Consider the following 26,051-nt stretch of genomic DNA (forward strand, 5'->3'; position numbering starts at 1 on the left):
GCCGCCCCGACGCCTGCTCGACGGCGCCCGGTCCCTGCTCGCGTGCCGATGTCCGCAGGGTGCCGGGGGAGAGCCGTCCGGCCGCGTCCATCAGCCCGACGACCGCCTGGTCCGGGTCGAGCCCCCGGCGCGCGACCTCGCTCGTCGACTCCGTCACCCGGCTGCTCACCCGCCCCGAGGCCACCGCGCGCTGTCCAGGCACGCGATCTCCAGGGCGACGGGTGTGCGGCCGAGCGCATCGTCGCGGCGCTGGAGCACATCGACTTCCGCGGGCGCGGTTCCCAGCGCTTCGGCGGCGACGCGTCGAGCGGGTGAAATCTGGGGCTGCCGGGACCGGCGAGAACTGCTGCTCAGGGGTGCTCGTCCGTGACGAAACGGGACGAAGCGATCCCGGAGACGCCTCCGTGCCCGGAAAGTGAGCGCCGCACGACAGGTCCTGGACAGGCGTCCAGTCTGCGCGGTGCCCCGACGCCGTGCACAGTGCTCGCAAGACCGGAGAACGTGCTCGGTATCGCGCCGAGCGCACCCGCCGCAGCGTTGACGCGACGGCCCCGGTGGTCGTTCTCGCGGTCCTCAGGAGGCCGTGCGGACGTTCGCTCCTCCTCCGTGCGCAGGGGGCACGGAGGGGCCGCCGGTCGCCGTCGACACGGGCCTGGCATCGTCGCTCCGGAGATGCCGCCGCGAGCGACCGCCATCGCGAGACGTCCGCTCCGCGCGCTCCGGGACCGTTGAGTCTTCAACTGTCAGGCACGTTGCTTCTCCCGGCGTCTGTCTGTAGGTTGAGCCGCGCCGGCCGGGGCCCGGCGCGGGGCCAAGCGCGCAGGGGGAGCTTGGCGTCGGGCACCGGCGGCGGGGGGGTCAGACGCCCGCGAGGACGCGGGTCGTCTCCGCCGCGCTCGTCCGGTCGCGCAGCGCGCGCCCCAGCCGGCGCAGCGCGTCGTCGTCGGCGAGCAGGTCCGACCAGTCGTCAGGGTCGACGCTCGGGGCGTCGCCCCGGGCCCGCCGCGTCGCCGCGACCTGGAGCTGGTAGGCGAGGATCACCTCGCGCGGGCTGCCGGGGACCGCGACGCGCACGTGGTCCACGTCGTCCCGGCGCGAGTGCAGCGCGAGCGCGGCGAGGCCGTCGAAGATCTCGATGGTGCGGTGGTACTCGTCCACCGCCGCGCTCGATCCGGGCAGGCCGCCGTCGCCGACGGTCGCCACCACGAACGCGTGCAGGTGCTCGAGATCCCGCCGGCGCTCGCGGGCGTACGCCGCGGACGACGCGAGCTGGCCCACGATGCCGACCGTCAGCAGCACGCTCGCCGCGAGCACGAGGTACCGGGTGCGCACGCCGAGGACGAGGTACGGCTCGGCGCTGCCGGGCTCGTGCAGCAGCAGCGCCACGAAGCTGACGACGGCCCACACGACGGCGACGAGCGCGCCCGCCGCCGCGACGTCCATGCCCCACCGCAGCCGCACGGGGCGGCGCGAGCGGGTGCGGACGCACGACACGGCGAACGTCGCGGTCGCCGCCACGAACGTGCCGTAGTACAGCGCGCGGTAGAACCACATGAGCGGTCGGTCGGAGGTCTGGGCGTCGAGGTCGAGGGTCGTCCACGGTCCGCTCGCGACCGCGAGCGCGATCATCGCCCCGCCGACGAGCCCGGCCGCGAGCGCCACGTACCGCGTCCGCGGGGCGTGGCCTGTCGTCGTGCTGTACGCCCACACGCCGACGAACAGGCAGCCGGCGACGAGCGCCACGTGCTTGGCGACCTCGTGGGTGCCGCCGGGGGCGTGCGTCTTGAGGAGCTCGGCGACGGCGGGGACCCGGAGCGCGGACGCCACGGCGACGAAGGCGAGGCCGAGGGGGAGCGCCGTGTCGGCGCCCGTACGGGCGCGCAGCGCCGTCCACGTGGCGGCGGTGGCGAACAGCGCGGTGGCGACGAGGTCGAGCACGGGGCTCATCGGTAGAGCTCGAGGGACGTCAGGCGTGCGGCGGAGCTCCCGTGCGACGCGATGGAGATCATCAGCTCGCTCGCGAGCCGCTCGACGCGCTGCTCGGCGGGGTCGTCGTGCTCGTCGCGGCACCCGGCGGCGGACGGGGCCGGGCCGGGGCGCGTCGACTCCAGGACGTGCACGAGCTCGTGCGCGACGACGTGGTCGCGGTGGGGGCCGGGGAGCGTCTGGCGGGCGTCGACGAGGACGAGGTCGCGCTCGGGGAACGCGAGCCAGAGGCCGGTGACGCCGGGGCCGAGGTCGCCCTCGACGACCTCGAGGGGCTTGCCGCGGGTCGCGGCGACGAGGCGGCACGCCTCGTCGATGCTGCGGGCGCGATCGAGCCCCGCGGCGCGCAGGAGGTCATCCACGGTCGGCCTCCGGGGCAGGAGGGTGCCCGTGCGGGGTGCCGCGGGGTGCCACGGGAGGGAGGTGCTCGAGGCTCCGGACGCGGTCGACGATCTCGATGATGGCGCGGACGTTCTCGGGCGACAGGCCCTGGGCGCGCAGCGCGAACTGCTCCACGCCCTCGTCGGCGAGCGCGGCGCGCAGCCGGTCGTCGGGGCTCTCCTCGGGGTCGACGAGGCTCCCCGTGCTCACCCCGAAGAACGCGGCGATGCCCTCGACGACGCGCAGGCTGGGCGACGAGCGGTGCCCGCCGCGCAGAGCGCTGAGGTACGCCTCGTTGATGGAGTAGCCGCGCGCCGTCATCCAGTGGGCGGCCTCCCTGTTGGTCACGGGACGCCCGCCGCGGCCGCGCGCGAAGAGCTCGTTGAGCCGGTGCCGGAAGACGCGTGCGGTGCGCTCCCCGGGTGCCACGTCGTCGTCCATGGGCTGATTCTGGCAGGCTCGGACCGCGCGTGCGCCGGCCCGGGTCGGCGGGTCTCGCGGGCGGGGCCCCCGCCCGTGCCCGCGTCGCGCGGCGTGGTGCGGCCGGGTAGCGTTCCGTGCGGGCGCGGGACGAGCCCCGCCCGGTGCGGGACGCGCGCACCACGACCCCCCGAGGGAGCCGGTATGAGCGAGCAGACGCCGAAGGACCGGGGCGGCCTCGGCGACCTTCTCGGCAAGGCCAAGGAGTTCATGACCGACGAGCGCATCGACAAGGCCAAGGAGCTCATGACCGATGAGCGCATCGACGAGGTCGCGGGGAAGATCAAGTCCGTGGCCCCGGACTCCGTCGACCGGCACGTCGACACCCTGGCCGAGAGGGCGAAGAAGGCCAACGACTGACCTGCGGGTCGGTACGATCGAGGGGCGCCGTCCACGACGGCGCCCTTCGTGCTGTCGGGGACGCCCCGGCACCGGGGGACCTGACCGGGCGCCGCGCGCGCCTCCCGCCACAGATCGGAGCACGGACGTGTCTGACGTCGTCTCGTCACCACTCACCATCACCCTCGACGCGGAGGAGACCACGGTGACGACGGGCACGACGGGCACGGACCTGTTCGCGTCGCGTCGCGACGTCGTCGTCATCCGCGTGAACGGGGAGCTCAAGGACCTCGACACGCCGGTCGCGGACGGCGACGTGGTCGAGGGCGTGACGATCGACTCGCCCGACGGCCTCGCCGTGCTGCGGCACTCGGCCGCGCACGTGCTCGCGCAGGCCGTCCAGCAGGTCAACCCGGACGCGAAGCTGGGCATCGGCCCGCCGATCACGGACGGGTTCTACTACGACTTCGACGTCGAGACGCCGTTCACCCCCGAGGACCTCAAGGCGCTCGACAAGGCGATGTCGCGCATCGTCCGGGAGGGCCAGACCTTCCGTCGCCGCGTGGTCACCGAGGACGAGGCGCGCGCCGAGCTCGCGCACGAGCCGTACAAGCTCGAGCTCATCGGGCTCAAGGGCTCCGGCACCACGGACGACACCGAGGGCGCGAGCGTCGAGGTCGGTGGCGGCGAGCTGACGATCTACGACAACGTGCGCGGCGCCGGGCGCGAGAGCGAGACGGTGGTCTGGAAGGACCTGTGCCGCGGCCCGCACCTGCCGAGCACGCGCCTGATCGGCAACGGCTACCAGCTCATGCGCTCGGCCGCGGCGTACTGGCGCGGCAGCGAGAAGAACCCGCAGCTCCAGCGCATCTACGGCACGGCGTGGCCGACGAAGGACGAGCTCAAGGCGTACCTCGAGCGGCTCGCGGAGGCGGAGCGGCGCGACCACCGCCGGCTCGGCAACGAGCTCGACCTGTTCTCCTTCCCGGAGGAGATCGGCTCGGGCCTGCCGGTGTTCCACCCCAACGGCGCGACGATCCGCATGGAGATGGAGGAGTACTCGCGCAAGCGGCACGTGGAGGCCGGCTACTCGTTCGTCAGCACGCCGCACATCACCAAGGCGAACCTGTTCCAGACGTCGCGCCACCTCGACTGGTACGCCGACGGCATGTACCCGCCGATGCACCTGGACGAGGAGCTCGACGACGACGGCAACGTCAAGCGCGCGGGCCAGGACTACTACCTCAAGCCGATGAACTGCCCGATGCACAACCTCGTGTACCGCTCGCGCGGGCGGTCGTACCGTGAGCTGCCCCTGCGGCTGTTCGAGTTCGGCACGGTGTACCGCTACGAGAAGTCGGGCGTCGTGCACGGGCTCACGCGAGCCCGCGGCTTCACCCAGGACGACGCGCACATCTACACCACGCGCGAGCAGATGCGCGGCGAGCTGAGCTCGCTGCTCTCGTTCGTGCTGGACCTCCTGCGCGACTACGGGCTGGACGACTTCTACCTCGAGCTCTCGACGCGCGACCCCGAGAAGTCGGTGGGCGACGACGCGACGTGGGAGGAGGCGACCGAGGTCCTGCGTCAGGTCGCGACGGAGTCGGGCCTCGAGCTCGTCGCCGACCCGGGCGGTGCGGCGTTCTACGGACCGAAGATCTCGGTCCAGGCCAAGGACGCGATCGGCCGCACGTGGCAGCTCTCGACGATCCAGCTCGACTTCTTCGAGCCGGAGCTGTTCGAGCTCGAGTACACGGCGTCCGACGGCACGCGCCAGCGCCCCGTGATGATCCACCGTGCGCTGTTCGGCTCGATCGAGCGGTTCTTCGGGATCCTCGTCGAGCACTACGCAGGCGCGTTCCCCGCGTGGCTCGCGCCCGTCCAGGTCGTCGCGGTCCCCGTCGCGGAGCCTTTCAACGACTACGTGGCCGACGTCGTCGCGCAGCTCAAGGCGCAGGGGATCCGCGCGGAGGTCGACTACTCCGACGACCGGTTCGGCAAGAAGATCCGCAACGCGAGCACGCGCAAGGTGCCCTTCGTCCTCATCGCGGGCGGCGAGGACGCCGAGGCGGGCGCCGTGTCGTTCCGCTACCGGGACGGCCGCCAGGACAACGGCGTGCCCGTGGCCGAGGCCGTCGAGCGGATCGTCTCCGCCGTGCGCGACCGCGTCCAGGTCTGACGGCGCGTGAGCGACGAGCGCACGGGGGCGCCCGGCGCGGCCGACGAGGCCGCGCCGGGCGCCGCACCCGACCCCGCGACCGGTGCGACGGTCGAGACGCCGGACGAGCACCCGCGGTTCGACGACGGCCTGGACCGGCTCTGGACGCCGCACCGCATGGTGTACATCGGCGGGCAGGACAAGCCCGCGGACGACTCGCGCGGCCAGTGCCCGTTCTGCCGCGTGCCGGACCGGACGGACGAGGACGGGCTGGTCGTCGCGCGCGGCCAGGCCGCGTACGTCGTGCTCAACCTCTACCCGTACAACCCGGGCCACCTCATGGTCGTGCCGTACCGGCACGTCTCCGACTACACGGACCTCACGGAGGCCGAGTCGGTCGAGGTCGCGCACCTCACGCAGACGGCCATGCGCGTCGTGCGCGCGGTGTCCGCGCCCGACGGCTTCAACCTCGGCATGAACCAGGGCGCGGTCGCGGGCGCGGGCATCGCCGCGCACCTGCACCAGCACGTCGTGCCGCGCTGGGCGGGGGACGCCAACTTCCTGCCGATCGTCGCGCAGACGAAGGCCGTCCCCGAGCTGCTCGCCGACACGCGGGCGCGGCTCGCGGACGCGTGGCCGACCACCGGCGAGGGGGACGACGCCTGATGTTCGGTCGCCTGCGCGCGCTCACCACGCGCCTGTTCACGCCGCTCGCCGCGTTCCTCCTGCGCGTCGGGGTGAGCCCGGACGCGGTGACGGTCACGGGGACGCTCGGCGTCGTCGTCGGCGCCCTGTGGCTCTTCCCGACCGGGCACCTGTTCGCCGGGGTCATGGTCGTCATGGTCTGCGCCTTCGCCGACGTGCTCGACGGCGTCATGGCGCGCCGCGCCGGCCGGTCGGGGCCGTGGGGCGCGTTCCTCGACTCGACCCTGGACCGGCTCGCCGACGCCGCCGTGTTCGTCGGGCTCACGCTGTGGTTCGTCCGCGCCGACGACCCGCGCCTCACGCCCGACCTCGCCGCGTGGGGGACCGGCGTCGCGCTCGCGTGCCTCGCGCTCGGCGCCGTCGTGCCGTACGCACGGGCCCGGGCCGAGAGCGTCGGCATGACCGCGCAGGTCGGGATCGCCGAGCGCGCCGACCGCCTCGTCGCGGCCCTCGTCGCCGCCGGGCTCGTCGGCCTGGGCCTGCCGCCCGTCGTGCTCGTCGTCGTGCTCGGCCTGCTCGCGCTCGCGAGCGCCGTGACGGTCGTGCAGCGCGTCGCGACGGTGCGCCGCCAGGCGCTCGCCCTCGCCACGAGCGCCCCCCGCACCGACGACACGGAGGACGGTCGCTGATGGCCCTCGACGCCGGCAAGGCGTTCACGTTCGCCTGGCGCAACGCGCGCAAGGTGCCCGACCCGCTGCTGCGCGGGCTGTTCGACGTGATCGCCGACGTGACGTGGCTGCTGCACGGCGGGGGAGTGCGCCAGCTCGAGCGCAACCTCGCGCGCGTGCGGCCCGGGCTCTCGCCGCGCGCCCTGCGCCGGCTCTCGCGCGCGGGCATGCGGTCGTACATGCGCTACTACCGGGAGGCCTTCACGCTCCCCGCGTGGACGCCCGAGCAGGTCGAGGCGCGCGTGCGGCTCGTCGGCTACGAGCACCTGGCCGTGCACCTCGACGGCGACCGGAGCCCGGTCCTCGCGCTGTCCCACCAGGGCAACTGGGACCTCGCGGGCGCGTACGCGACCCCGCACATCGCGCCCGTGCTCACGGTCGCGGAGCGGCTGAAGCCCGACGAGCTGTTCGAGGAGTTCCTCGCGTTCCGCACCTCGCTCGGGCTCGAGATCCTCGCGCTCGGCGACGGCGACGTCTTCCGCGACCTGGTGCGCGGCGCGAGCCGGCCGGGGAAGATCATCCCGCTGCTCGCCGACCGCGACCTCACCCACCGCGGCGTCGAGGTCGACCTCTTCGGTCACCGCGCGCGCGTCGCCGCCGGGCCCGCGGCGCTCGCCGTGAGCACGGGCGCGCCGCTCGTTCCCGCCGGCATCTTCTACGAGCGGCTGCACGGGGACCGCCGTCGTGCCGCGGGCTCGCCCTGGGGGCTGGTCATCCGTTTCTTCCCGCGCGTCGAGATCGCGACGGACCTCCCGCGCGCCCAGCGGGTGGCGGCGGCGACGCAGTCCTGGGTGGACGCGCTGAGCGTCGCGATCCGCGAGCACCCGCAGGACTGGCACATGCTCCAGAAGGTGTTCGTCGACGACCTCGACCCCGACCGCTACGCGCGCACGCGCGCCGCGGCGGGCGAGCCGGCCCCGGACACGGAGCGTGCCGCATGAGCCTGCGCGTGGGCATCGTGTGCCCCTACTCGTTCGACGCCCCCGGCGGGGTGCAGTTCCACGTGCGCGACCTCGCCGAAGCGCTCATAACGCGGGGCCACGAGGTCTCCGTGCTCGCCCCGGCCGACGACGACACGCCCGTCCCGGACTACCTCACCTCCGCCGGCGGCGCGGTCCCCGTGCGCTACAACGGCTCCGTCGCGCGGCTCACGTTCGGGCCGCGCACCGCGGGCCGCGTGCGCCGGTGGCTCGACGCCGGGCGGTTCGACGTGCTGCACCTGCACGAGCCCGTGACGCCCTCGCTGAGCATGCTCGCGCTCTGGATCGCGCAGGGCCCGATCGTCGCGACGTTCCACACGTCGCTCGTGCGCTCGCGCGCGCTGCAGGTCGCCTACCCGCTCGTGCGGCAGAGCCTGGAGAAGATCGACGCGCGGATCGCCGTCTCGGAGGACGCGCGGCGCACGCTCGTGGACCACCTGGGCGGTGACGCCGTCGTCATCCCCAACGGCGTGTACGTCGACACGTTCTCCGACGCCGTGCCGAGCCCGGCGTGGCAGGGCACGCCCGAGGCGCCGACGATCGCGTTCCTCGGACGCCTGGACGAGCCGCGCAAGGGCCTGCCCGTCCTGACGGCCGCGATCCCGCGGATCCTCGAGCAGCTCCCCGGCGCGCGGTTCCTCGTCGCCGGCCGGGGCGACGACGGCCGGGACACCGCGATCGAGGCGCTCGGTGCGCACGCGTCGTCCGTCGAGTTCCTCGGCGGCGTGAGCGACGAGGACAAGGCGAGCCTGCTCGCCTCGGTCGATCTGTACATCGCCCCGCAGACGGGGGGCGAGAGCTTCGGGATCGTCCTCGTGGAAGCGATGAGCGCCGGGGCGTGCGTCGTCGCGAGCGACCTCGGCGCGTTCCGCCGCGTGCTCGACGACGGCGCCGCAGGCGTGCTGTTCCCCGTCGGTGACCCCGAGGCGCTGGCCCGTGCGGTGGTCGACGTGCTGGCCGACCCCGACGCCCGTGCCGAGCACCGGGCGCGCGCGGCCGAGTTCGTCCGCCGGTTCGACTGGTCCGCGGTGACCGACCAGGTCTCCGCGGTGTACGACATGGTGCTCGCGGCGTCCGAGGCGGTCATCCCCGTGCACGAGGACCCGCGCTCGCGCCGGGGCGGGCGCCTGCTCGGACGCGTCCGTGAGGAGGAGGTGGGTCACCCGTGACCTGGTCCGAGATCGCCGTCCTCGTCCTCGTGGTCGCGGCCCTCGCCGCCTGGCTGCTGTGGGTCGCCGCGTCGCGGCTCGACCGCCTCCACCGCAAGGTCATGGCGTCGCGGCTCGCGCTGGACGCGCAGCTGGTGCGCCGCGCGTCGGCCGCCGTGGACCTCGCCGCGTCCGGCGAGCTCGACCCGGCCAGCTCCGTCCTGGTCGCCGAGGCGGCGCACGCCGTCCTCGACGACGACGCGGACGCCCGCCGGCTCGGCGAGCAGGTGCCCGGCCTCGTGCCGCCGGACGGCCCCCGGCCCCGGCGTCTCCTGGGCGGCATGGCGGAGTCGCGCGCGCTCGCCGAGAGCGACCTCACCGCGACCCTGCGCTCCGCGCTGGAGGACGCCGACGACCTCGCCGAGGTGCGGTCGGTCCCGGCGGGCGACGAGCTGCTCGCCACGCTGTCTGCCGCGTGGTACCGCGCCCAGCTCGCGCGCCGCTTCCACAACGAGGCCGTCGCGCAGGCGCTGCGCGTGCGCAGCAAGTGGTGGGTGCGCCTGTTCCACCTGGCGGGCCACGCGCCGATGCCCGTCACGGTCGAGCTCGACGACGCCGCGCCGGACGTCCTCGTGCGGCCGGTCGCCTCCGCGGCCACGGCCGACTGAGGGTCGGCTCTCGCGTGCGGTACCGGGCTCGGCGGCCCCCTCCCGGCCGGTCCGGGCGCCGAGGCCGTGGACGTCCCGGCGATAGGATGGGAGCGCGTGGGAGCATGTGCCGTCGAGCCTGTTCGACGGCGTCCGCGCGCGAGCGCGCGACGTTCCCCTGACCTGAAGGTGTGAGGTACCGGTGACCAACGTGGCCGACCAGAACGTCCCTGCCGAGAGCGCCCCGGGCGCCGCGACCACGGAGGGTGCCGGCGCGGTCGGCACCGCGAAGGTCAAGCGGGGGATGGCGGAGATGCTCAAGGGCGGCGTCATCATGGACGTCGTCACGCCCGAGCAGGCGAAGATCGCCGAGGACGCCGGGGCGGTCGCGGTCATGGCCCTCGAGCGCGTGCCCGCCGACATCCGCGCCCAGGGCGGCGTCTCGCGCATGTCCGACCCGGACATGATCGACGGGATCATCGAGGCCGTCTCCATCCCCGTGATGGCCAAGGCGCGCATCGGCCACTTCGTCGAGGCGCAGGTGCTCCAGTCGCTCGGCGTGGACTACGTCGACGAGTCCGAGGTCCTCACGCCCGCGGACTACGCCAACCACATCGACAAGTGGCAGTTCACCGTCCCGTTCGTGTGCGGGGCGACCAACCTCGGCGAGGCGCTGCGCCGCATCACCGAGGGCGCCGCGATGATCCGCTCCAAGGGCGAGGCCGGCACGGGCGACGTCTCCAACGCGACCACGCACATGCGCACCATCCGCGGGGAGATCCGCCGCCTCACGTCGCTCCCCGAGGACGAGCTGTTCGTCGCCGCGAAGGAGCTCCAGGCGCCGTACGAGCTCGTCAAGGAGGTCGCGGCGACCGGCAAGCTCCCGGTCGTCATGTTCACCGCCGGCGGGATCGCGACCCCGGCCGACGCCGCGATGATGATGCAGCTCGGCGCCGAGGGCGTGTTCGTGGGCTCGGGCATCTTCAAGTCCGGCAACCCCGCCCAGCGCGCGGCAGCCATCGTCAAGGCCACGACGTTCTACGACGACCCCGACGTGATCGCCAAGGTCTCGCGCGGGCTCGGCGAGGCGATGGTCGGCATCAACGTCGACGACATCCCCGTCCCGCACCGCCTGGCCGAGCGCGGCTGGTGACGGACTCCCGCGCGTCGCAGCCGTCCGTCGTCGTGCCGACGACGGACGGCTGAGCCGTCGTGGCCGAGGCCGCCGGAGCGCCGTCGTCCCTGGGACCCGACTGGGTGCTCGGGGACGACGGCCTGTACTTCCGCCGCGGCGCGCGCGTGCTGCTCCTCGACGACGCGGACCGCATCCTCCTGGCGCGCGGGCACGACGTCGACCAGCCCGAGCGCTCGTGGTGGTTCACGATCGGCGGGGGAGTCGACCCGGGGGAGAGCGACGTCGACGCCGCGCTGCGCGAGGTCCACGAGGAGACGGGCCTGCGCCTCGACCCGGGCGCGCTCGTCGGCCCGGTGTACACGCGCAGCGCGATCTTCGACTTCTACCGCCAGCACTGCCGCCAGGACGAGGTGCTGTTCCTCGCGCGCGTCGCCGGGGTGGACGGCGACGGCGGGCTGAGCCGCGACGGGTGGACGGACGTCGAGCTCGACGTCGTCGACGAGATGCGCTGGTGGGCGCTCGACGACCTGCGCGGCGTCCGGATCGAGGTCTTCCCCGAGGGCCTGCCCGACCTCGTCGCGCCGCTGCTGCGCGGGTGGGACGGCGTGACGCGGCACCTCGGCACGGCGCGCGCGGACTGAACGGCGCTACGCCCGGCGGGCGACCACCCGCCACACGATCCCGCCGACCAGCAGGCCCGCGCCCAGCAGCCCGCCGCCGATCGCGACGAACCACAGCACGATCGTGCCGCCGAGCGTCGCGAAGAACGTGCCGAAGCGCCAGCCCTCGGTGACGACGAACGTCGTGCCCGCGGGCGCCGCGCCCTGCGCGACGGACACCGTGCACGTCCCGGACGCGGGCGGCGTGACCTCGGCCACCGTCGTCGCCTGGAAGGAGCCCAGGCCGGAGCTGCCGGACACCGACGGGGCGCTCACCGTGAGGTCGCCGTCGGCGCAGGTCACGGTCACGTCCTCGACGTCGAGGAGCGCGCTGTCCGAGGACCCCGCGCGACCCACCGCCCAGACGCTGTACGGCTGGCCGCCCGTCGCCGCGAGCTCCGCCTCGCCCGGCACGTCGCCCGACGCGAGCGCGGCCGACCCGGGCCGGCCCGCGCCGTCGATCACGCCGGTCGGCAGCGCCCGGACGAACGTCGTCACGCCGAGGACCCCCGCCACGAGCGCGAGCACGAGCACGACGGCGCCGACGACGATCATCGTCGTCGCGCCGCGCGTGCTGCGCGGGGGCCGGGGCGCGGTCCCGGGGTACGGCGCCGGACCGGGCGCGGGGTAGGGCTGACCGGGGGCGGGCGGGTACGTCACGACGGCGAGGCTAGCAACCGTGGGCGCGGCCGGAGGCCCACCGCGCGGACCGGCGGAGAGGACCGCCGACGTATCATTCCCCTTCGTGACGATCACGATCGGTGTCCTGGCCCTCCAGGGCGACGTGCGCGAGCACCGCGCGGCGCTCGAGGCCGCGGGCGCCCGCACGGTGGGCGTCCGGCGCCCCGAGGAGCTCGCCGCGGTCGACGGGCTCGTGCTCCCGGGCGGTGAGTCGACGACCATCGACAAGCTCCTCCGGATCTTCGAGCTCGACGAGCCGCTGCGCGCGCGCATCGCCGAGGGCCTCCCCGTCTACGGCTCGTGCGCCGGCATGATCCTGCTCGCGGACCGCATCCTCGGCGGGACGGCCGACCAGCGCACCATCGGCGGTCTCGACGTGACGGTCCGGCGCAACGCGTTCGGTCGCCAGGTCGACTCGTTCGAGACCGACCTCGCGTTCGCGGGTCTGGCGCCGTCGGACGGCGGGCGCGGCCGTGCACCGAGACCGAGCCGGGACGGGGACGCGGTGCACGCCGTGTTCATCCGTGCGCCCTGGGTCGAGGAGGCCGGGCCCGGGGTCGAGGTGCTCGCGCGGATCCCCGAGCACGGCGCACCCGGCATCCCGACGGCCGCCGCCGGTAGGATCGTCGCAGTCCAGCAGGGATCGCTGCTCGCCACCTCGTTCCACCCGGAGATCTCCGGGGACGCGCGCGTGCACGAGCTGTTCGTCAGAATCGCGAAGGGGTAGGAACGCATGTCAGGGCACTCCAAGTGGGCCACGACCAAGCACAAGAAGGCGGCCATCGACGCCAAGCGCGGCAAGCTCTTCGCGAAGCTCATCAAGAACATCGAGGTCGCGGCGCGCACGGGCGGCGGTGACCCCGCGGGCAACCCGACGCTGTTCGACGCCATCCAGAAGGCGAAGAAGTCGTCGGTCCCCAACGACAACATCGACCGCGCCGTCAAGCGCGGGTCGGGCACGGGCGCCGACGCCGTCGACTACCAGACGATCATGTACGAGGGCTACGGCCCGAACGGCATCGCCGTCCTGGTCGAGTGCCTCACCGACAACAAGAACCGCGCGGCCTCCGAGGTCCGCCTCGCGTTCAGCCGCAACGGGGGCAACCTCGCCGACCCGGGCTCCGTGTCCTACCTCTTCTCGCGCAAGGGCCTCGTCGTCGTGCCGAAGGCCGACGGCGTGACCGAGGACGACGTCATGCTCGCCGCGCTCGAGGCGGGGGCCGAGGAGGTCACCGACTCCGGCGAGGTCATCGAGGTGCTCTCCGAGGCGAGCGACCTCGTCGCCGTGCGCAGCGCCATCCAGGAGGCGGGGATCGAGTACGACTCCGCCGACTCGATCTGGCACCCGTCCATGGAGGTCGAGGTCGACGCCGAGGGCGCGCGCAAGATCCTGCGCCTCATCGACGCGCTCGAGGACAGCGACGACGTGCAGAACGTCTACGCCAACTTCGACGCGTCGGACGAGGTCATGGCGGAGCTCGAGAACGACGACTGACCCGGCTCGGGTCGCCTCCGGGTGGTCGGGTCGCGGTGCGGCCGGGAGGTCGGCGCGCGGTCTACCATCCGCGGCGCTCGTTCCTCGCGCCGCTCCCGCCAGGCCCGCCACGACCGCGCACCGACCTCCCGGCCCCACCGCTGGCTGGTCCGTCGCCGGACCGCGTGGCACGGCCGGTCCGTGCCGTTCACGTGAAAGGGTCGGGGGGTGCGCGTTCTCGGAGTGGATCCTGGGCTGACCCGGTGCGGTGTCGGGGTGGTGGACTCCGCGCGGGGGCGGCGGGCCGAGCTCGTCGCCGTCGGGGTGATCCGGACGGACCCGGAGCTGAGCGTGGACCTGCGGCTGCTGCGGGTCGCGGAGCGGCTCGACGCGTGGCTCGACGAGCACGTGCCCGACGTCGTCGCGGTCGAGCGCGTGTTCGCGCAGCACAACGTCGGGACGGTCATGGGCACCGCGCAGGCCGCGGGGATCGCGATGGTCGGGGCGGCGAAGCGGGGCGTCCCCGTCGCGCTGCACACGCCGTCGGAGGTCAAGGCCGCGGTCACGGGGAGCGGACGCGCCGGCAAGGAGCAGGTCCAGCGCATGGTCGCGAGCATCCTCGGCCTGGCGGAGCCGCCGAAGCCCGCGGACGCGGCGGACGCGCTCGCGCTCGCGATCTGCCACCTGTGGCGCCCGGCGGGCGCCCTGCAGGGTGGCGAGCGCCACGAGCTGACGCCCGCGCAGCGCGCCTGGGCGGCCGCGGAGCACGCGGCGAAGGGACGCCGCGCGCCGCGCTAGAGGCGGCCGTGGCGGTGGTCGTGCCCGTGGCCGCGCCGGTGGTCCGTGTCGGTCGGTCGGCGGGTGGGCGGCCCTTGCTAGAGTGACCGCGGTCGTACGGGTGTTCGACGCGCCCCTCGGCGCGCGGCCCGACGGCGGTCCTCGGGCCGGCGGACCATCGGACCAGGTCGGCGGTGCCGGCCGGAAGAGGAGCCTGCGTGATCGCGTCCCTGAGCGGTGTCGTGGCGAGCGTCCAGCTCGACCGCGCCGTGCTCGAGGTCGGAGGAGTGGGCTACCTCGTCCACGCCACGCCCGCCACGCTCGCCGCCCTGCGCGTCGGGGAGACGGCGCGCCTCGCGACGAGCCTCGTCGTGCGCGAGGACTCGTTCACCCTCTACGGCTTCGCCGACGACGACGAGCGCGCCGTCTTCGAGACCGTCCAGACCGTGAGCGGCGTCGGTCCGCGCCTCGCGCTCGCGATGCTCGCCGTGCACACGCCCGACGGCCTGCGCCGTGCGGTCGCGGGCGCCGACATCGCCGCGCTCGTGCGCGTCCCGGGTATCGGCAACAAGGGTGCGCAGCGGATCGCGCTCGAGCTCGGCGACAAGCTCGGCCCGCCCACGGGCTCCGACGCCCCCGACGCGGGGTCGACCGCCTCGGCGGCGGCGCGTCCGGACGACCGCCGCGACCAGGTGGTCGAGGCGCTCGTCGGGCTCGGCTGGAACCTCAAGGCCGCGGACGACGCGGTGTCCACCGTGCTCGCCGAGGCGGGCGTCGACGTCGTCGAGGCGCCCGACGTGGCGGGTGCGCTGCGCGCCGCGCTGCGGGTGCTCGGCGGGCCGAGGAGCTGACGATGGCGACCTTCGACCAGGTGGGTCTCGACGACCTCGGCGGGGACGGCACGTTCTCGTCGGAGCGCATCGTCGCGGCGGGCGCGGACGACCTCGAGCGCGCGGCCGAGGCCGCGCTGCGCCCGCGCCGGCTGGAGGAGTTCGTCGGCCAGGCCGTCGTGCGCGACCAGCTGTCGCTCGTGCTCCAGGCTGCGCTCGCGCGGGGGAGCGCGCCCGACCACGTGCTCCTGTCGGGCCCGCCCGGGCTCGGCAAGACGACGCTCGCCATGATCATCGCCGCGGAGCTCGGCACGTCGCTCCGCGTGACGTCCGGTCCGGCGATCCAGCACGCCGGCGACCTCGCGGCGGTGCTGTCCTCGCTCGAGGAGGGCGAGGTCCTGTTCATCGACGAGATCCACCGGCTCGCGCGACCGGCCGAGGAGCTCCTCTACATGGCGATGGAGGACTTCCGCGTCGACGTCGTCGTGGGGAAGGGGGCCGGGGCGAGCGCCATCCCGCTCTCGCTCCCGCCGTTCACGGCGGTCGGTGCGACGACGCGCGCAGGGCTCCTGCCCGCGCCGCTGCGCGACCGGTTCGGCTTCACCGGGCACCTGGACTTCTACTCGGGCGACGAGCTCGAGCGCGTGCTGACGCGCTCGGCCGGCCTGCTCGGCGTCGCGCTCGACCCGGACGCCGCCCGTGAGATCGCGGGCCGCTCGCGCGGCACGCCCCGCATCGCGAACCGCCTGCTGCGGCGCGTGCGCGACTGGGCGCAGGTGCGCGGTGACGGGACCATGGACCTCGCGGCTGCGCGCGCAGCCCTCGAGGTCTACGAGGTGGACCCGATCGGCCTCGACCGGCTCGACCGGGCGGTGCTCACCGCGCTGTGCACGCGCTTCAACGGCGGTCCCGTGGGCCTGACGACGCTCGCGGTGACGGTGGGCGAGGAGGCGGAGACGGTCGAGACCGTCGCCGAGCCGTACCTCGTGCGCGAGGGCCTGATCGGGCGGACGCCGCGAGGCCGCGTCGCGACCCCGGCCGCCTGGACGCACCTCGGGCTCACCCCGCCGCGCGAGGGCGGCACGCTCTTCGACGCCTGAGGCGACGCCGGCGGTCACGGGCCCGCGGGAGCGCTCCGTGACGGCGGTCACAGGCGCTCCGCGGGTGGTCCTAGAATGGTCGGGACCCGAGCGGGCGGAACTCCGCGGCGAGACGGCTCGTTGGTGAACCGTGCGCGCACGCCTAGACTGCGCGCAGATCCCGCACAGAACAGGACACGAGACTCCGTCATGGATATCAGCTTCATCCTCATCCTCGCCCTCGCGGCGGGTGCGATGTTCCTCATGACCAGCCGCACCCGCAAGCAGCAGCGCGAGGCCCAGAACTTCCGGGCGACCCTCGCCCCCGGGCAGGAGGTGATGACGGGCTCGGGCATGTTCGGCACGGTCGTCGACGTCGATGACGAAGCCGACGTCATCACCATCGAGTCGACGCCGGGCAACCAGTCCCGGTGGCTGCGCGCCGCGATCGCCAAGCTCGTCGAGCCCCCGGTCGAGGAGACCGAGGAGACGACGGCGGACGACGCGTCCGAGGACGCGGCAGAGTACGGCACCGCCGGCGCCGACGCCGGGACCACCACGAAGGGCGACGTCGACGACCTCGTCGTGCCCGACGACCTCTCCGGTCTGACCGACGACCGGTCGGAGAAGGACCGCGGACGCCGGGACGACGGCACCGACATCAAGTGACCCTATGCCGGTCGCTGCCGCGACCGGCCTGACGCGGTGGGCCGCGAGGCCCACCGCACACGCACGAGAAGAGACGGACAGTTGGCCACCAGCAGCACACGAGCGAGGCCCGTACGGACCCTCGTCACCCTGGGAATCCTCATCGTCGTCCTCTTCGGGTCCCTCTTCGCGGGCACGAAGCTCGACCCGAAGACCGAGGACAACCCGGGCGGGGCGAGCCTCACCCCGGGCCTCGCGCTCGATCTCGAGGGTGGCACGCAGATCATCCTGCAGCCCGTCACCACCGACGGCTCGCAGCCGACGGCCGAGGACATCAACCAGGCGATCAACGTCATCCGCCAGCGCATCGACGCGCAGGGTGTGTCCGAGGCCGAGATCACGAGCCAGGGCCGCAACAACATCGTCGTCGGCATCCCGGGGCAGCCGTCCCAGGAGACCATCGACCTCGTCAGCACCTCGGCCCAGATGCGCTTCCGCCCCGTGCTCTCCGTCGGCATGCCGACGGCGACGCCCGCTGACGAGTCCACCGACCCGGCCGCGGGCGAGGACGCCACGGCCGAGGACGCCCCGGACGCGACGGAGTCCGCGGACGCGGCCACCGACGGCGCGACGGACCCCGCGGCCGAGGACGGCACGGACCCGGCGGCCGACGCAGCGACGGACGCCCCGGCGGACGACGCCACGACGGACCCGGCACCGGAGACGACCCGCCCGGAGAACCCCAGCGACCTCGCGCAGATCACGCCGGAGCTGCAGGCGCAGTTCGACGCGCTCGACTGCACGCTCCCCGAGAACCTCGTGGGCGGCGACAGCGGACCGACCGACAGCGCGTTCGTCTCGTGCGCCGACGACGGCACGGCCAAGTACATCCTGGGCCCGGTCGAGATCGAGGGCACCGACATCTCGAACGCGAGCTCCGGCCTGCGCGTCGGGCAGAACGGCGTCGTCACCAACGAGTGGGTCGTCAACATCGAGTTCGACTCCGAGGGCACCAAGGCCTTCCGTGACGTCACGACGCGTCTCACGACGCTGCCGTCGCCGCAGAACCAGTTCGCGATGGTCCTCGACGGCCTCGTCATCTCGGCGCCCGTCTCGCAGGTCGCGATCCCCGACGGCAAGGCCGAGATCTCGGGCAGCTTCACGCGCGACAGCGCGGCGACGCTTGCGAACCAGCTCAACTTCGGCTCGCTCCCGCTGACGTTCGAGGTGCAGAGCCAGGAGCAGATCTCGGCGACGCTCGGCTCCGAGCAGCTCGAGAAGGGTCTGCTCGCGGGCGCGATCGGTCTGCTGCTGGTCGTCATCTACTCGCTCTTCCAGTACCGCGTGCTCGGCCTGGTCACCGTCGCGTCGCTCGGCATCGCGGCCGTCGTGTCGTACGGCGTGATCTCGGTGCTCTCGTGGACGATCGGGTACCGCCTGTCGCTCGCCGGCGTCGCGGGGCTCATCGTCGCGATCGGTATCACCGCGGACTCGTTCATCGTGTACTTCGAACGCATCCGCGACGAGCTGCGCGACGGCCGGACGCTGAACTCCGCGGTGGAGAAGGGCTGGCAGCGCGCCCGCCGCACGATCCTCGCCTCGGACGCGGTGAACTTCGTCGCCGCGGTGGTGCTGTACTACCTGGCCGTCGGCGGCGTGCGCGGCTTCGCGTTCACGCTCGGCCTGACCACCCTGGTCGACCTCATCGTGGTGTTCCTGTTCACGCACCCGCTCATGCAGCTCCTCGCCCGGACCAAGTTCTTCGCGAACGGCCACCCGGCGTCGGGCCTCGACCCGCGGCGCCTCGGTGTGCGCGGTCCGCGGTACGCAGGTCGCGGTCGTGTCGTCGGCGCGACCTCGACGGCCCCCGCGGCCGGCGACGCCGTCGTCGAGGACGCGCCCGTGCAGGACGCCCCGACGCCCGAGCGCGCGGCGCCCGTGCGGGAGACGGTCGGCGCGGGCGTGGGCCGGTCCGACGGTCCGCGCATGACCATCGCGGAGCGCCGCGCGGCCGAGCGGCGAGCCGCCGCCTCCGCGGACGGCGACGACGGGTCCCCGGCCGCTGACGCGGCAGGCGACGAGAACGAGGAGAAGCACTGATGGCCAGCGGTTTCGCCCAGTGGGGCAACGACCTGTACACGGGCCGCCGGTCCTACGCCATCGTCGCCAAGCGGCGTGCCTACTTCGTGGTGGCGCTCGTCCTGGTCGTCCTGTCCCTCGGCATCATCGGGGTCCGGATCGCCGGTGACGGGCTCAACCTCGGCATCGAGTTCCGCGGCGGGTCGGAGTTCACCGTCTCCGGCGTCTCCGACACCTCGCAGCAGCCCGCGCTCGACGCCGTCGCGGCGGTCGCCCCCGAGGAGGTGCCGCGCGTCACCTCGGTGGGCTCCAGCACCGTGCGGGTGCAGACGGCGGAGCTCAGCAACGCGCAGGTCGAGCAGGTCGCCGTCGAGCTCGCGAGCGCGTACGACGTGTCCGAGGGGGAGGTGACGAGCTCGTACATCGGCCCGACCTGGGGCAAGGACGTCTCCCAGAAGGCGATCGTCGGCCTCGTCGTCTTCCTGCTCCTCGTGAGCCTGGTCATGACGATCTACTTCCGGAACTGGCGCATGGCGCTCGCCGCGGTCATCGCCCTGTTCCACGACCTGATCGTCACGGTGGGCATCTACGCGGCGATCGGCTGGGAGATCACGCCGGCGACGGTGATCGGGCTCCTGACGATCCTCGCGTACTCGATCTACGACACGGTCGTGGTCTTCGACAAGGTCCGTGAGAACACCGCGGGTGTCCTCGACCAGACGCGCAGCACGTACGCCGAGCGGGCGAACCTCGCGATCAACCAGACGCTCGTGCGCTCGATCAACACGTCCGTCGTCGCGCTGCTCCCCGTCGCGGGCATCCTCTTCATCGGGGCGTTCCTCCTCGGCGCGGGCACCCTGCGCGACATCGCGCTCGCGCTGTTCGTCGGCATGGCCGTCGGCGCGTACTCGTCGGTGTATCTCGCGACGCCGCTTGAGGTCGCGCTGCGCGAGCGCGAGAAGCCGATCCAGGAGCACACGGCCAAGGTCCTCGCGCTGCGCGCGGAGCGGGCCGAGGTCGCGGGCGACGAGGAGGACGCCGCGCTCGCGGCGGCCGGCGTCGGGGCGGGGCACCGCCAGCTCCAGCCGGGCGCGCACCAGGGCAACAAGGCGCAGCCGCGCCGCCGTCGTCCCCGATGACGGCACCCGGTCACGTGACGGCCGGCGAGGCGGGCGGCCTGCGCGCCGTCCACCTCGCCGGCCTCGGCCCCGAGCGCGCCTCGCGCGTGCTCGAGCTCGTCCGCGCCGTCCCGGACTACCCGGGGCCGGGGATCGTCTTCCGGGACATCACCGGCCTGCTGGCCGACGGCGACGCCTTCGGCCACGTGGTCGAGGCGCTCGGCGACGTGGCGCGCGCCGCGGGCGGGGTCGACCTCGTCGCGGGCATGGAGGCGCGCGGCTTCCTCATCGGGGCGCCGCTCGCGACGCACCTCGGCGTGGGGTTCGTGCCGCTGCGCAAGGCGGGCAAGCTCCCGCCGCCGACGGACACCGTCACCTACGACCTCGAGTACGGCACCGCGACGATCGAGCTCCGGTCGGGAACACTGCCCCCGGGTGCGCGTGTTCTCGTGGTGGACGACGTGCTCGCGACCGGGGGCACGGCGGCCGCGGGCGCCGAGCTCGTCGAGCGCGGGGGAGGCGTCGTGGTGGGCCTGGCGTTCCTCCTCGAGCTCGAGGGTCTGGGAGGCCGCGAGCGGCTCGCGGGCCGCGAGGTGGCCACGCTGGTCCACGTCGAGTCGTAGGATTGCCACTCCGGTCGTCTCGGCTGGTCGCCGGTATCGTGCCGGCGGCCGCCGCCCTGCGGAAGGAGGCGCGCATGAGCGAGAACACCCGGACGTCGCGCGCTCCTGAGCGCGCGGGCGCCCCGACCTCCGGCACCGGTGGCTCGGGCGGGCGCGGCGTCCGCTCCCGCCTCGTGCGCTTCGGCGCGCGCCCCAACGCGGGCAGCCCGGCGCTCGAGCCGGTGCTCCAGGCGGTCCGCACCAACCACCCCCGCACGGACCTCAGCGTCATCGAGCGCGCCTACGAGACCGCCGAGCGCGCCCACCGCGGCCAGCTGCGCAAGAGCGGCGACCCGTACATCACGCACCCCGTCGCGGTCGCGACGATCCTCGCCGAGCTCGGGTTCGACGGGTCGACGCTCGCCGCCGCGCTGCTGCACGACACGGTCGAGGACACCGACTACTCGCTCGCGCAGCTCACCGAGGAGTACGGCGAGGAGATCGCCATGCTCGTCGACGGCGTGACCAAGCTCGACAAGGTGACGTACGGCGACGCGGCGCAGGCCGAGACGGTGCGCAAGATGGTCGTCGCCATGGCGCGCGACATCCGCGTGCTCGTCATCAAGCTCGCCGACCGCCTGCACAACGCCCGCACCTGGAAGTACGTGTCGTCGTCGTCGGCAGGGCGCAAGGCGCGCGAGACCCTCGAGATCTACGCGCCGCTCGCCCACCGCCTCGGCATGAACACGATCAAGTGGGAGCTCGAGGACCTGTCGTTCCAGGCCCTGTACCCCAAGGTGTACGACGAGATCGTCCACCTCGTCGCCGAGCGCGCGCCGGCGCGCGAGGAGTACCTGGCCGTCGTGCGCGAGCAGGTCACGGCCGACCTGCGCAGCGCGAAGATCAAGGCGACCGTCACCGGTCGGCCGAAGCACTACTACTCGATCTACCAGAAGATGATCGTGCGCGGCCACGACTTCGCGGAGATCTACGACCTCGTCGGCGCGCGCGTCCTGGTGGACAGCGTCCGGGACTGCTACGCGGCGCTCGGCGCGCTGCACGCGCGGTGGAACCCCGTGCCGGGGCGGTTCAAGGACTACATCGCGATGCCGAAGTTCAACATGTACCAGTCGCTGCACACGACGGTCATCGGGCCGGGCGGCAAGCCGGTCGAGATCCAGATCCGCACGCACGAGATGCACCGGCGCGCGGAGTACGGCGTCGCGGCGCACTGGAAGTACAAGGAGACCGCGAAGTCGGGCGGCAAGACGGCGAAGGACGACGCCGCGGCCAACGACATGCGGTGGCTGCGCCAGCTCGTGGACTGGCAGCGCGAGACGGCCGACCCGGCCGAGTTCCTCGACTCCCTGCGCTTCGAGATCGGCGGCGCGGAGGTCTACGTCTTCACCCCCAAGGGCGACGTCATGGCGCTGCCGGCAGGCTCGACGCCGGTCGACTTCGCCTATGCGGTGCACACCGAGGTCGGGCACCGGACGATGGGTGCGCGGGTCAACGGCCGGCTCGTCCCGCTCGACTCGACGCTCGAGAACGGCGACTCGGTCGACGTCCTCACGTCGAAGTCCGAGAACGCGGGGCCCAGCCGCGACTGGCTCGCGTTCGTCAAGAGCCCGCGGGCGCGCAACAAGATCCGGCAGTGGTTCTCCAAGGAGCGTCGCGAGGAGGCCGTCGAGCACGGCAAGGACGCGATCGCCAAGGCGATGCGCAAGCAGAACCTGCCGATCCAGCGCCTGCTGTCGCACGAGTCGCTCGTCGCGCTCGCCAACGAGCTCCGCTTCGCGGACGTCACCGCGCTGTACGCGGCGATCGGCGAGGGCCAGGTGTCGGCGGCGAACGTCGTCTCCAAGCTCGTCCAGGCGATGGGCGGCGAGGAGGGCACGGTCGAGGACGTCGCCGAGACCGCCCGTCCCGGGCACACCGCGCGCCGCGTGCGCACGGGGGACCCGGGCGTCATGGTCAAGGGCGTCGACGACATCTGGGTCAAGCTCGCGAAGTGCTGCACGCCGGTCCCGGGCGACGAGATCATCGGGTTCGTCACGCGCGGGCAGGGCGTGAGCGTGCACCGCGCGGACTGCGCGAACGTCGTCGGGCTGCGCAACCAGCCCGAGCGGATCGTCGACGTCTCGTGGACCACGGGCAGCAACGCGATGTTCCTCGTGCAGATCCAGGTCGAGGCGCTCGACCGTGCGCGCCTGCTCTCCGACGTGACGCGCGTCCTGTCGGACAACCACGTGAACATCCTCTCGGCGACCGTCTCGACCTCGAACGACCGCGTGGCGATGTCGCGCTTCGTCTTCGAGATGGCGGAGCCCGCGCACCTCGCGCAGGTCCTCAGCGCGGTCCGCAAGGTCGACGGCGTGTTCGACGTCTACCGCATCACGGGGACGAAGGCCGCCGAGACGGCGCAGCTCCCCGCCTGAGGCCGCGGCCGGCACGCTGACCGAGGCCACCACGCCGCGCAGGGCGGCAGGCCCGGTGGCAGCATCGGCACATGGACCTGCCCGTCATGCCTCCCGTGCTGCCCATGCTCGCGAAGTCCGTGCCCACCGTGCCCGAGCCCGACGCCGTCGACGGCGGGTACGTGTACGAGCCGAAGTGGGACGGCTTCCGCGCGATCGTGTACCGCGACGACGACGAGGTGCGGCTCGACAGCAGGAACGCGCGGCCCATGGACCGCTACTTCCCCGAGGTCGTCGAGGCGGTGCGGGCGGCGCTGCCGCCCCGGTGCGTGGTCGACGGCGAGATCGTCGTCGCGCGCGACGGGCGTCTCGAGTTCGAGGTGCTCCAGCAACGCATCCACCCGGCTGCGTCGCGCGTGCGGCTGCTCGCGGAGCAGACCCCCGCGGCGCTCGTCGTGTTCGACGTGCTCGCGCTGGGCGACGAGGACCTCACGCGCGCACCGCTCGCGCGGCGGCAGGAGGTGCTCGACTCGCTGGGCCTGGACGGCCCGGCCGTGCACGCCACGCCCCGCACGCGCGACGTCGCCGTGGCGCGGGAGTGGTTCGACACGTTCGAGGGGGCTGGGCTGGACGGCGTCGTCGCCAAGCCGCTCGACGGCACGTACCAGCCGAACAAGCGGGCGATGCTCAAGATCAAGCACGGCCGCGAGGCGGACGTCGTGCTCGCGGGGTACCGCCTGCACAAGACGTCGACCCCCACGAAGCCGCTGCTCGGCTCGCTCCTGCTCGGCCTGTACGACGACGCGGGCCAGCTCCAGTTCGTCGGCGTCGCCGCGTCGTTCCCGACAGCGCGCCGTGCCGCGCTGGTCGCCGAGCTCGCGCCGCTCGTCGTCGAGCCGGGCACGCCGGACGCGGACGCGCACCCGTGGTCCGGGTGGGAGAACCCCGCGGGGGAGCGGATGCCGGGTGCGGTGTCGCGCTGGAGCTCGGGCAAGGACCTGTCGTTCACGCCGCTGCGTCCGGAGCGCGTGCTCGAGGTCGCCTACGACCACATGGAGGGCTCCCGGTTCCGGCACACCGCGCAGTTCCGGCGCTGGCGCGAGGACCGCGACCCGGCATCGTGCACCTACGAGCAGCTCGAGGAGCCGGTGCGCTACGACCTCACAGGCATCCTGCCCGGGGCGCCCGGCGTGGCCTGACGCCGCGCGCCCCCGAGCCCGCGCACCGCGTCAGTCCCGCGCGCGGTCCCGGTCCTTGCTCGGCTGGACGCGCTTGGGCTCGCCGGGCATCTTCGGGTACTCGGGCGGGTAGGGGAGGTCCCCGAGCCCGTGCTCGGCCTCGTCACGCCGGGACAGCTCCAGGGCGGGCTCGAGCGACGCGCCCGGGTCCTCCCGGTCGGCGCGCAGGGGTGCGAAGAGGTCGCCCGCCGCGGCGAGGCGCGCGGGCATCGACAGCACGTCGAAGTCGTCCGGGTGGACGTCGCCGAGCTCCTCCCAGCGCAGGGGAGCGGACACCGTCGCGCGCTGGTTGGAGCGGATCGAGTAGGCCGACGCGATCGTGCGGTCGCGCGCCATCTGGTTGTAGTCGACGAAGATCTTGGCGCCGCGCTCCTCCTTCCACCACTTGGTGGTGACCTGGTCCGGCAGACGGCGTTCGAGCTCACGACCGATCGCGATCGTCGCGCGGCGCGCGGCCACGAAGTCCCACTCGGGCGCGACCGGGACGAACACGTGGATCCCGCGGCCGCCCGACGTCTTGGGGTAGCCGGGGAGGCCGAGCTCGTCGAGGACCTCGCGCAGGTGCGGCGCGACGCGCACGGCGTCGTCGAAGTCCGTGCCCGGCTGGGGGTCGAGGTCGATGCGCAGCTGGTCCACCGCCTCGACGTCGCCGCCGCGCACGGGCCACGGGTGGAACGTCAGGGTGCCGAGGTTGGCCGCCCAGGCGACGACGGCGAGCTCGGTCGGGCACACCTCGTCGGCGGTGCGTCCGCTCGGGAACGCGATGCGCGCGGTCTGCACCCAGTCCGGCGCGCCCTTCGGGATGCGCTTCTGGTAGAACGCGTCGCCGGTGCTGTCCGTGCGCGTGCTCATGCGCGCGCCCTCGAACACGCCCTTGGGCCAGCGCTCGAGCGTCGTCGGGCGGTCGACCAGGGCGCCGAGGATGCCGTCGCCCACGTCGAGGAAGTACTGCACGACGTCCAGCTTGGTGAGCCCGCGCGCGGGGAAGACGACGCGGTCCGGGCTCGTGACGCGCACGGTCCGTCCTCGGACGTCGAGCTCCACGGGGGGTGTCGTGGCTGCGGCCATGCCGACCAACCTAGACCGGGTCGTCGGCCCCGGCGAGCAGGAGCGCGAGGGTGCGTCGCGCCTGCGACCGGCCGGGCCACCGGTGGCGCAGCTCGAGCGACCGCGCCGCCGTGCGGGCGTCGAGCCCGCAGACAGCCTCCAGCCGACGCAGGGTGCTCAGCGCCTGCACCGGCTCGCACCGCGAGGCGACGTCGAGCGCGGTCCGCAGGACCGACGTCACGAGGACGCCCGCGACGAGGTTCGTCTCGTCGCGCAGCACGTGCGCCTGCCGCGCGGCCCGGCCCTGGTGCGGCGCCGGCCGGTGCCGACCGGGCGGGTGGACGACGTCGAGCACGCGGGGCGGCGCGGAGCCGCACAGCACCCACGCGGCCGCCGCGCCCGCGAGCACCGTGCCGCGCGGGACGAGGTCGCGGACGGCGAGCGCCCGCAGCGTGGGGGTGACGGGCACGCTCGCCGGGGCGGCGACGTCGCCCCACTGCCGACGCACGGCGCCGCTCCGGACGAGCTCCTGGAAGGCCGCCGACCCGCCGACGTCCTCCGGCGCGACGAGCAGGCCCACCTCCGGCTCCTCGACCCGGAGCAGGTGCGCGAGCGCGGCTGCGGGGCCGAGTCCCGTGGGGTGGTCGGGTACGGCGTGGTCGGGCACGGTCGTGGCTGCGGGCACGCCTCAACCGTGCCGCACGGCGGTGGGGACGCGGAAGGGCCGGCGCCCGTCTGTGGACGAGCGCCGGCCCTCCGGTCGAGCGGGACGTGC

General features: G+C 73.9%; 26 protein-coding genes. 20 read left to right on the plus strand and 6 right to left on the minus strand.

The genetic code is table 11. From position 1 onward, the window contains the following. Window positions 1-858: 858 nt before the first annotated feature. The 3 genes from ACZ4MO_RS07715 to ACZ4MO_RS07725 are packed head-to-tail and all read right to left on the minus strand — an operon-like array spanning window position 859 to window position 2,808. On the minus strand, window positions 859-1,947 hold the full coding sequence (locus ACZ4MO_RS07715; RefSeq protein ID WP_175008615.1) for a DUF6545 domain-containing protein: 1,089 nt from the start codon (window positions 1,945-1,947) through the stop codon (window positions 859-861). Next, a complete protein-coding gene (locus ACZ4MO_RS07720) occupies window positions 1,944-2,348 on the minus strand; it encodes a hypothetical protein (protein ID WP_175008614.1) in 405 nt (134 codons plus the stop codon). Before ACZ4MO_RS07720 ends, ACZ4MO_RS07715 begins: the two co-directional genes overlap by 4 nt. Then, a complete protein-coding gene (locus tag ACZ4MO_RS07725; protein WP_175008613.1) occupies window positions 2,341-2,808 on the minus strand; it encodes an XRE family transcriptional regulator in 468 nt (155 codons plus the stop codon). The genes ACZ4MO_RS07720 and ACZ4MO_RS07725 overlap by 8 nt, the downstream gene beginning before the upstream one ends. Window positions 2,809-2,991: 183 nt before the next feature. Here ACZ4MO_RS07725 and ACZ4MO_RS07730 point away from each other — a divergent pair, with 183 nt between their 5' ends. The 9 genes from ACZ4MO_RS07730 (at window position 2,992) to ACZ4MO_RS07770 (ending at window position 11,268) form a co-directional block, all read left to right on the plus strand. Beyond that, the gene (locus ACZ4MO_RS07730) at window positions 2,992-3,207 is read left to right on the plus strand and encodes a hypothetical protein (protein ID WP_175008612.1); all 216 of its coding nucleotides are present in this window, start codon (window positions 2,992-2,994) and stop codon (window positions 3,205-3,207) included. Between the two features lie 127 nt (window positions 3,208-3,334). Continuing rightward, the gene (gene thrS / locus ACZ4MO_RS07735) at window positions 3,335-5,365 is read left to right on the plus strand and encodes a threonine--tRNA ligase (RefSeq protein WP_186810408.1); all 2,031 of its coding nucleotides are present in this window, start codon (window positions 3,335-3,337) and stop codon (window positions 5,363-5,365) included. A 6-nt stretch (window positions 5,366-5,371) separates the two neighbouring features. Further along, window positions 5,372-6,010, plus strand: a complete 639-nt coding sequence (locus ACZ4MO_RS07740) for an HIT family protein (RefSeq protein WP_499278694.1) — start codon at window positions 5,372-5,374, stop codon at window positions 6,008-6,010. Next, entirely contained in the window at window positions 6,010-6,678 is a 669-nt protein-coding gene (gene pgsA, locus ACZ4MO_RS07745) for a phosphatidylinositol phosphate synthase (RefSeq protein WP_114553008.1), read from the plus strand. Before ACZ4MO_RS07740 ends, pgsA begins: the two co-directional genes overlap by 1 nt. Beyond that, window positions 6,678-7,658 carry a phosphatidylinositol mannoside acyltransferase gene (locus tag ACZ4MO_RS07750; RefSeq protein WP_114553007.1) on the plus strand — a complete coding sequence of 327 codons (981 nt, stop codon included), beginning with the start codon at window positions 6,678-6,680 and terminating at the stop codon, window positions 7,656-7,658. Before pgsA ends, ACZ4MO_RS07750 begins: the two co-directional genes overlap by 1 nt. After that, a complete protein-coding gene (locus tag ACZ4MO_RS07755) occupies window positions 7,655-8,866 on the plus strand; it encodes a glycosyltransferase (protein ID WP_175008611.1) in 1,212 nt (403 codons plus the stop codon). The genes ACZ4MO_RS07750 and ACZ4MO_RS07755 overlap by 4 nt, the downstream gene beginning before the upstream one ends. Further along, window positions 8,863-9,513, plus strand: a complete 651-nt coding sequence (locus ACZ4MO_RS07760) for a hypothetical protein (protein WP_175008610.1) — start codon at window positions 8,863-8,865, stop codon at window positions 9,511-9,513. Before ACZ4MO_RS07755 ends, ACZ4MO_RS07760 begins: the two co-directional genes overlap by 4 nt. Window positions 9,514-9,703: 190 nt before the next feature. Further along, window positions 9,704-10,645 (plus strand): pyridoxal 5'-phosphate synthase lyase subunit PdxS, encoded by a 942-nt coding sequence (pdxS, locus tag ACZ4MO_RS07765; RefSeq protein ID WP_034652135.1) that lies wholly within the window; start codon window positions 9,704-9,706, stop codon window positions 10,643-10,645. A gap of 59 nt (window positions 10,646-10,704) precedes the next feature. Continuing rightward, window positions 10,705-11,268 carry an NUDIX domain-containing protein gene (locus tag ACZ4MO_RS07770; RefSeq protein ID WP_175008609.1) on the plus strand — a complete coding sequence of 188 codons (564 nt, stop codon included), beginning with the start codon at window positions 10,705-10,707 and terminating at the stop codon, window positions 11,266-11,268. 6 nt (window positions 11,269-11,274) lie between these two features. On the opposite strand, the gene ACZ4MO_RS07775 is transcribed toward ACZ4MO_RS07770, so the two are convergent. After that, complete coding sequence (locus tag ACZ4MO_RS07775; protein ID WP_186810407.1) at window positions 11,275-11,946, minus strand: hypothetical protein; 672 nt, start codon at window positions 11,944-11,946, stop codon at window positions 11,275-11,277. Between the two features lie 85 nt (window positions 11,947-12,031). Here ACZ4MO_RS07775 and pdxT point away from each other — a divergent pair, with 85 nt between their 5' ends. The 11 genes from pdxT (at window position 12,032) to ACZ4MO_RS07830 (ending at window position 24,190) form a co-directional block, all read left to right on the plus strand. Then, the gene (pdxT, locus tag ACZ4MO_RS07780; protein ID WP_175008608.1) at window positions 12,032-12,694 is read left to right on the plus strand and encodes a pyridoxal 5'-phosphate synthase glutaminase subunit PdxT; all 663 of its coding nucleotides are present in this window, start codon (window positions 12,032-12,034) and stop codon (window positions 12,692-12,694) included. Window positions 12,695-12,700: 6 nt separating this feature from the next. Continuing rightward, window positions 12,701-13,462 carry a YebC/PmpR family DNA-binding transcriptional regulator gene (locus ACZ4MO_RS07785; RefSeq protein ID WP_053370897.1) on the plus strand — a complete coding sequence of 254 codons (762 nt, stop codon included), beginning with the start codon at window positions 12,701-12,703 and terminating at the stop codon, window positions 13,460-13,462. Window positions 13,463-13,669: 207 nt separating this feature from the next. Further along, window positions 13,670-14,239, plus strand: coding sequence for a crossover junction endodeoxyribonuclease RuvC (gene ruvC, locus ACZ4MO_RS07790; protein WP_074806198.1), 570 nt, complete (start codon window positions 13,670-13,672; stop codon window positions 14,237-14,239). Window positions 14,240-14,436: 197 nt separating this feature from the next. After that, window positions 14,437-15,069: a Holliday junction branch migration protein RuvA gene (gene ruvA / locus ACZ4MO_RS07795; protein ID WP_175008607.1), complete on the plus strand. Its 633-nt coding sequence runs from the start codon at window positions 14,437-14,439 to the stop codon at window positions 15,067-15,069. A gap of 2 nt (window positions 15,070-15,071) precedes the next feature. Beyond that, entirely contained in the window at window positions 15,072-16,148 is a 1,077-nt protein-coding gene (ruvB, locus tag ACZ4MO_RS07800) for a Holliday junction branch migration DNA helicase RuvB (protein ID WP_175008606.1), read from the plus strand. A gap of 189 nt (window positions 16,149-16,337) precedes the next feature. Continuing rightward, window positions 16,338-16,796 carry a preprotein translocase subunit YajC gene (yajC, locus tag ACZ4MO_RS07805; RefSeq protein ID WP_021483634.1) on the plus strand — a complete coding sequence of 153 codons (459 nt, stop codon included), beginning with the start codon at window positions 16,338-16,340 and terminating at the stop codon, window positions 16,794-16,796. Between the two features lie 81 nt (window positions 16,797-16,877). Then, the gene (gene secD / locus ACZ4MO_RS07810; RefSeq protein WP_175008605.1) at window positions 16,878-18,875 is read left to right on the plus strand and encodes a protein translocase subunit SecD; all 1,998 of its coding nucleotides are present in this window, start codon (window positions 16,878-16,880) and stop codon (window positions 18,873-18,875) included. After that, complete coding sequence (gene secF / locus ACZ4MO_RS07815; RefSeq protein WP_043651870.1) at window positions 18,875-19,993, plus strand: protein translocase subunit SecF; 1,119 nt, start codon at window positions 18,875-18,877, stop codon at window positions 19,991-19,993. The genes secD and secF overlap by 1 nt, the downstream gene beginning before the upstream one ends. After that, window positions 19,990-20,595 (plus strand): adenine phosphoribosyltransferase, encoded by a 606-nt coding sequence (locus ACZ4MO_RS07820; protein WP_175008604.1) that lies wholly within the window; start codon window positions 19,990-19,992, stop codon window positions 20,593-20,595. Before secF ends, ACZ4MO_RS07820 begins: the two co-directional genes overlap by 4 nt. Window positions 20,596-20,669: 74 nt before the next feature. Further along, window positions 20,670-23,012 carry a RelA/SpoT family protein gene (locus ACZ4MO_RS07825; protein WP_074807188.1) on the plus strand — a complete coding sequence of 781 codons (2,343 nt, stop codon included), beginning with the start codon at window positions 20,670-20,672 and terminating at the stop codon, window positions 23,010-23,012. A 71-nt stretch (window positions 23,013-23,083) separates the two neighbouring features. Beyond that, window positions 23,084-24,190 (plus strand): ATP-dependent DNA ligase, encoded by a 1,107-nt coding sequence (locus tag ACZ4MO_RS07830; protein ID WP_175008603.1) that lies wholly within the window; start codon window positions 23,084-23,086, stop codon window positions 24,188-24,190. A gap of 30 nt (window positions 24,191-24,220) precedes the next feature. On the opposite strand, the gene ligD is transcribed toward ACZ4MO_RS07830, so the two are convergent. Next, window positions 24,221-25,297, minus strand: coding sequence for a non-homologous end-joining DNA ligase (gene ligD, locus ACZ4MO_RS07835; protein WP_175008602.1), 1,077 nt, complete (start codon window positions 25,295-25,297; stop codon window positions 24,221-24,223). Window positions 25,298-25,307: 10 nt separating this feature from the next. Next, window positions 25,308-25,961, minus strand: a complete 654-nt coding sequence (locus ACZ4MO_RS07840) for a hypothetical protein (protein ID WP_499278699.1) — start codon at window positions 25,959-25,961, stop codon at window positions 25,308-25,310. Window positions 25,962-26,051: the final 90 nt, after the last annotated feature.

Source organism: Sphaerisporangium cinnabarinum, assembly GCF_055567015.1.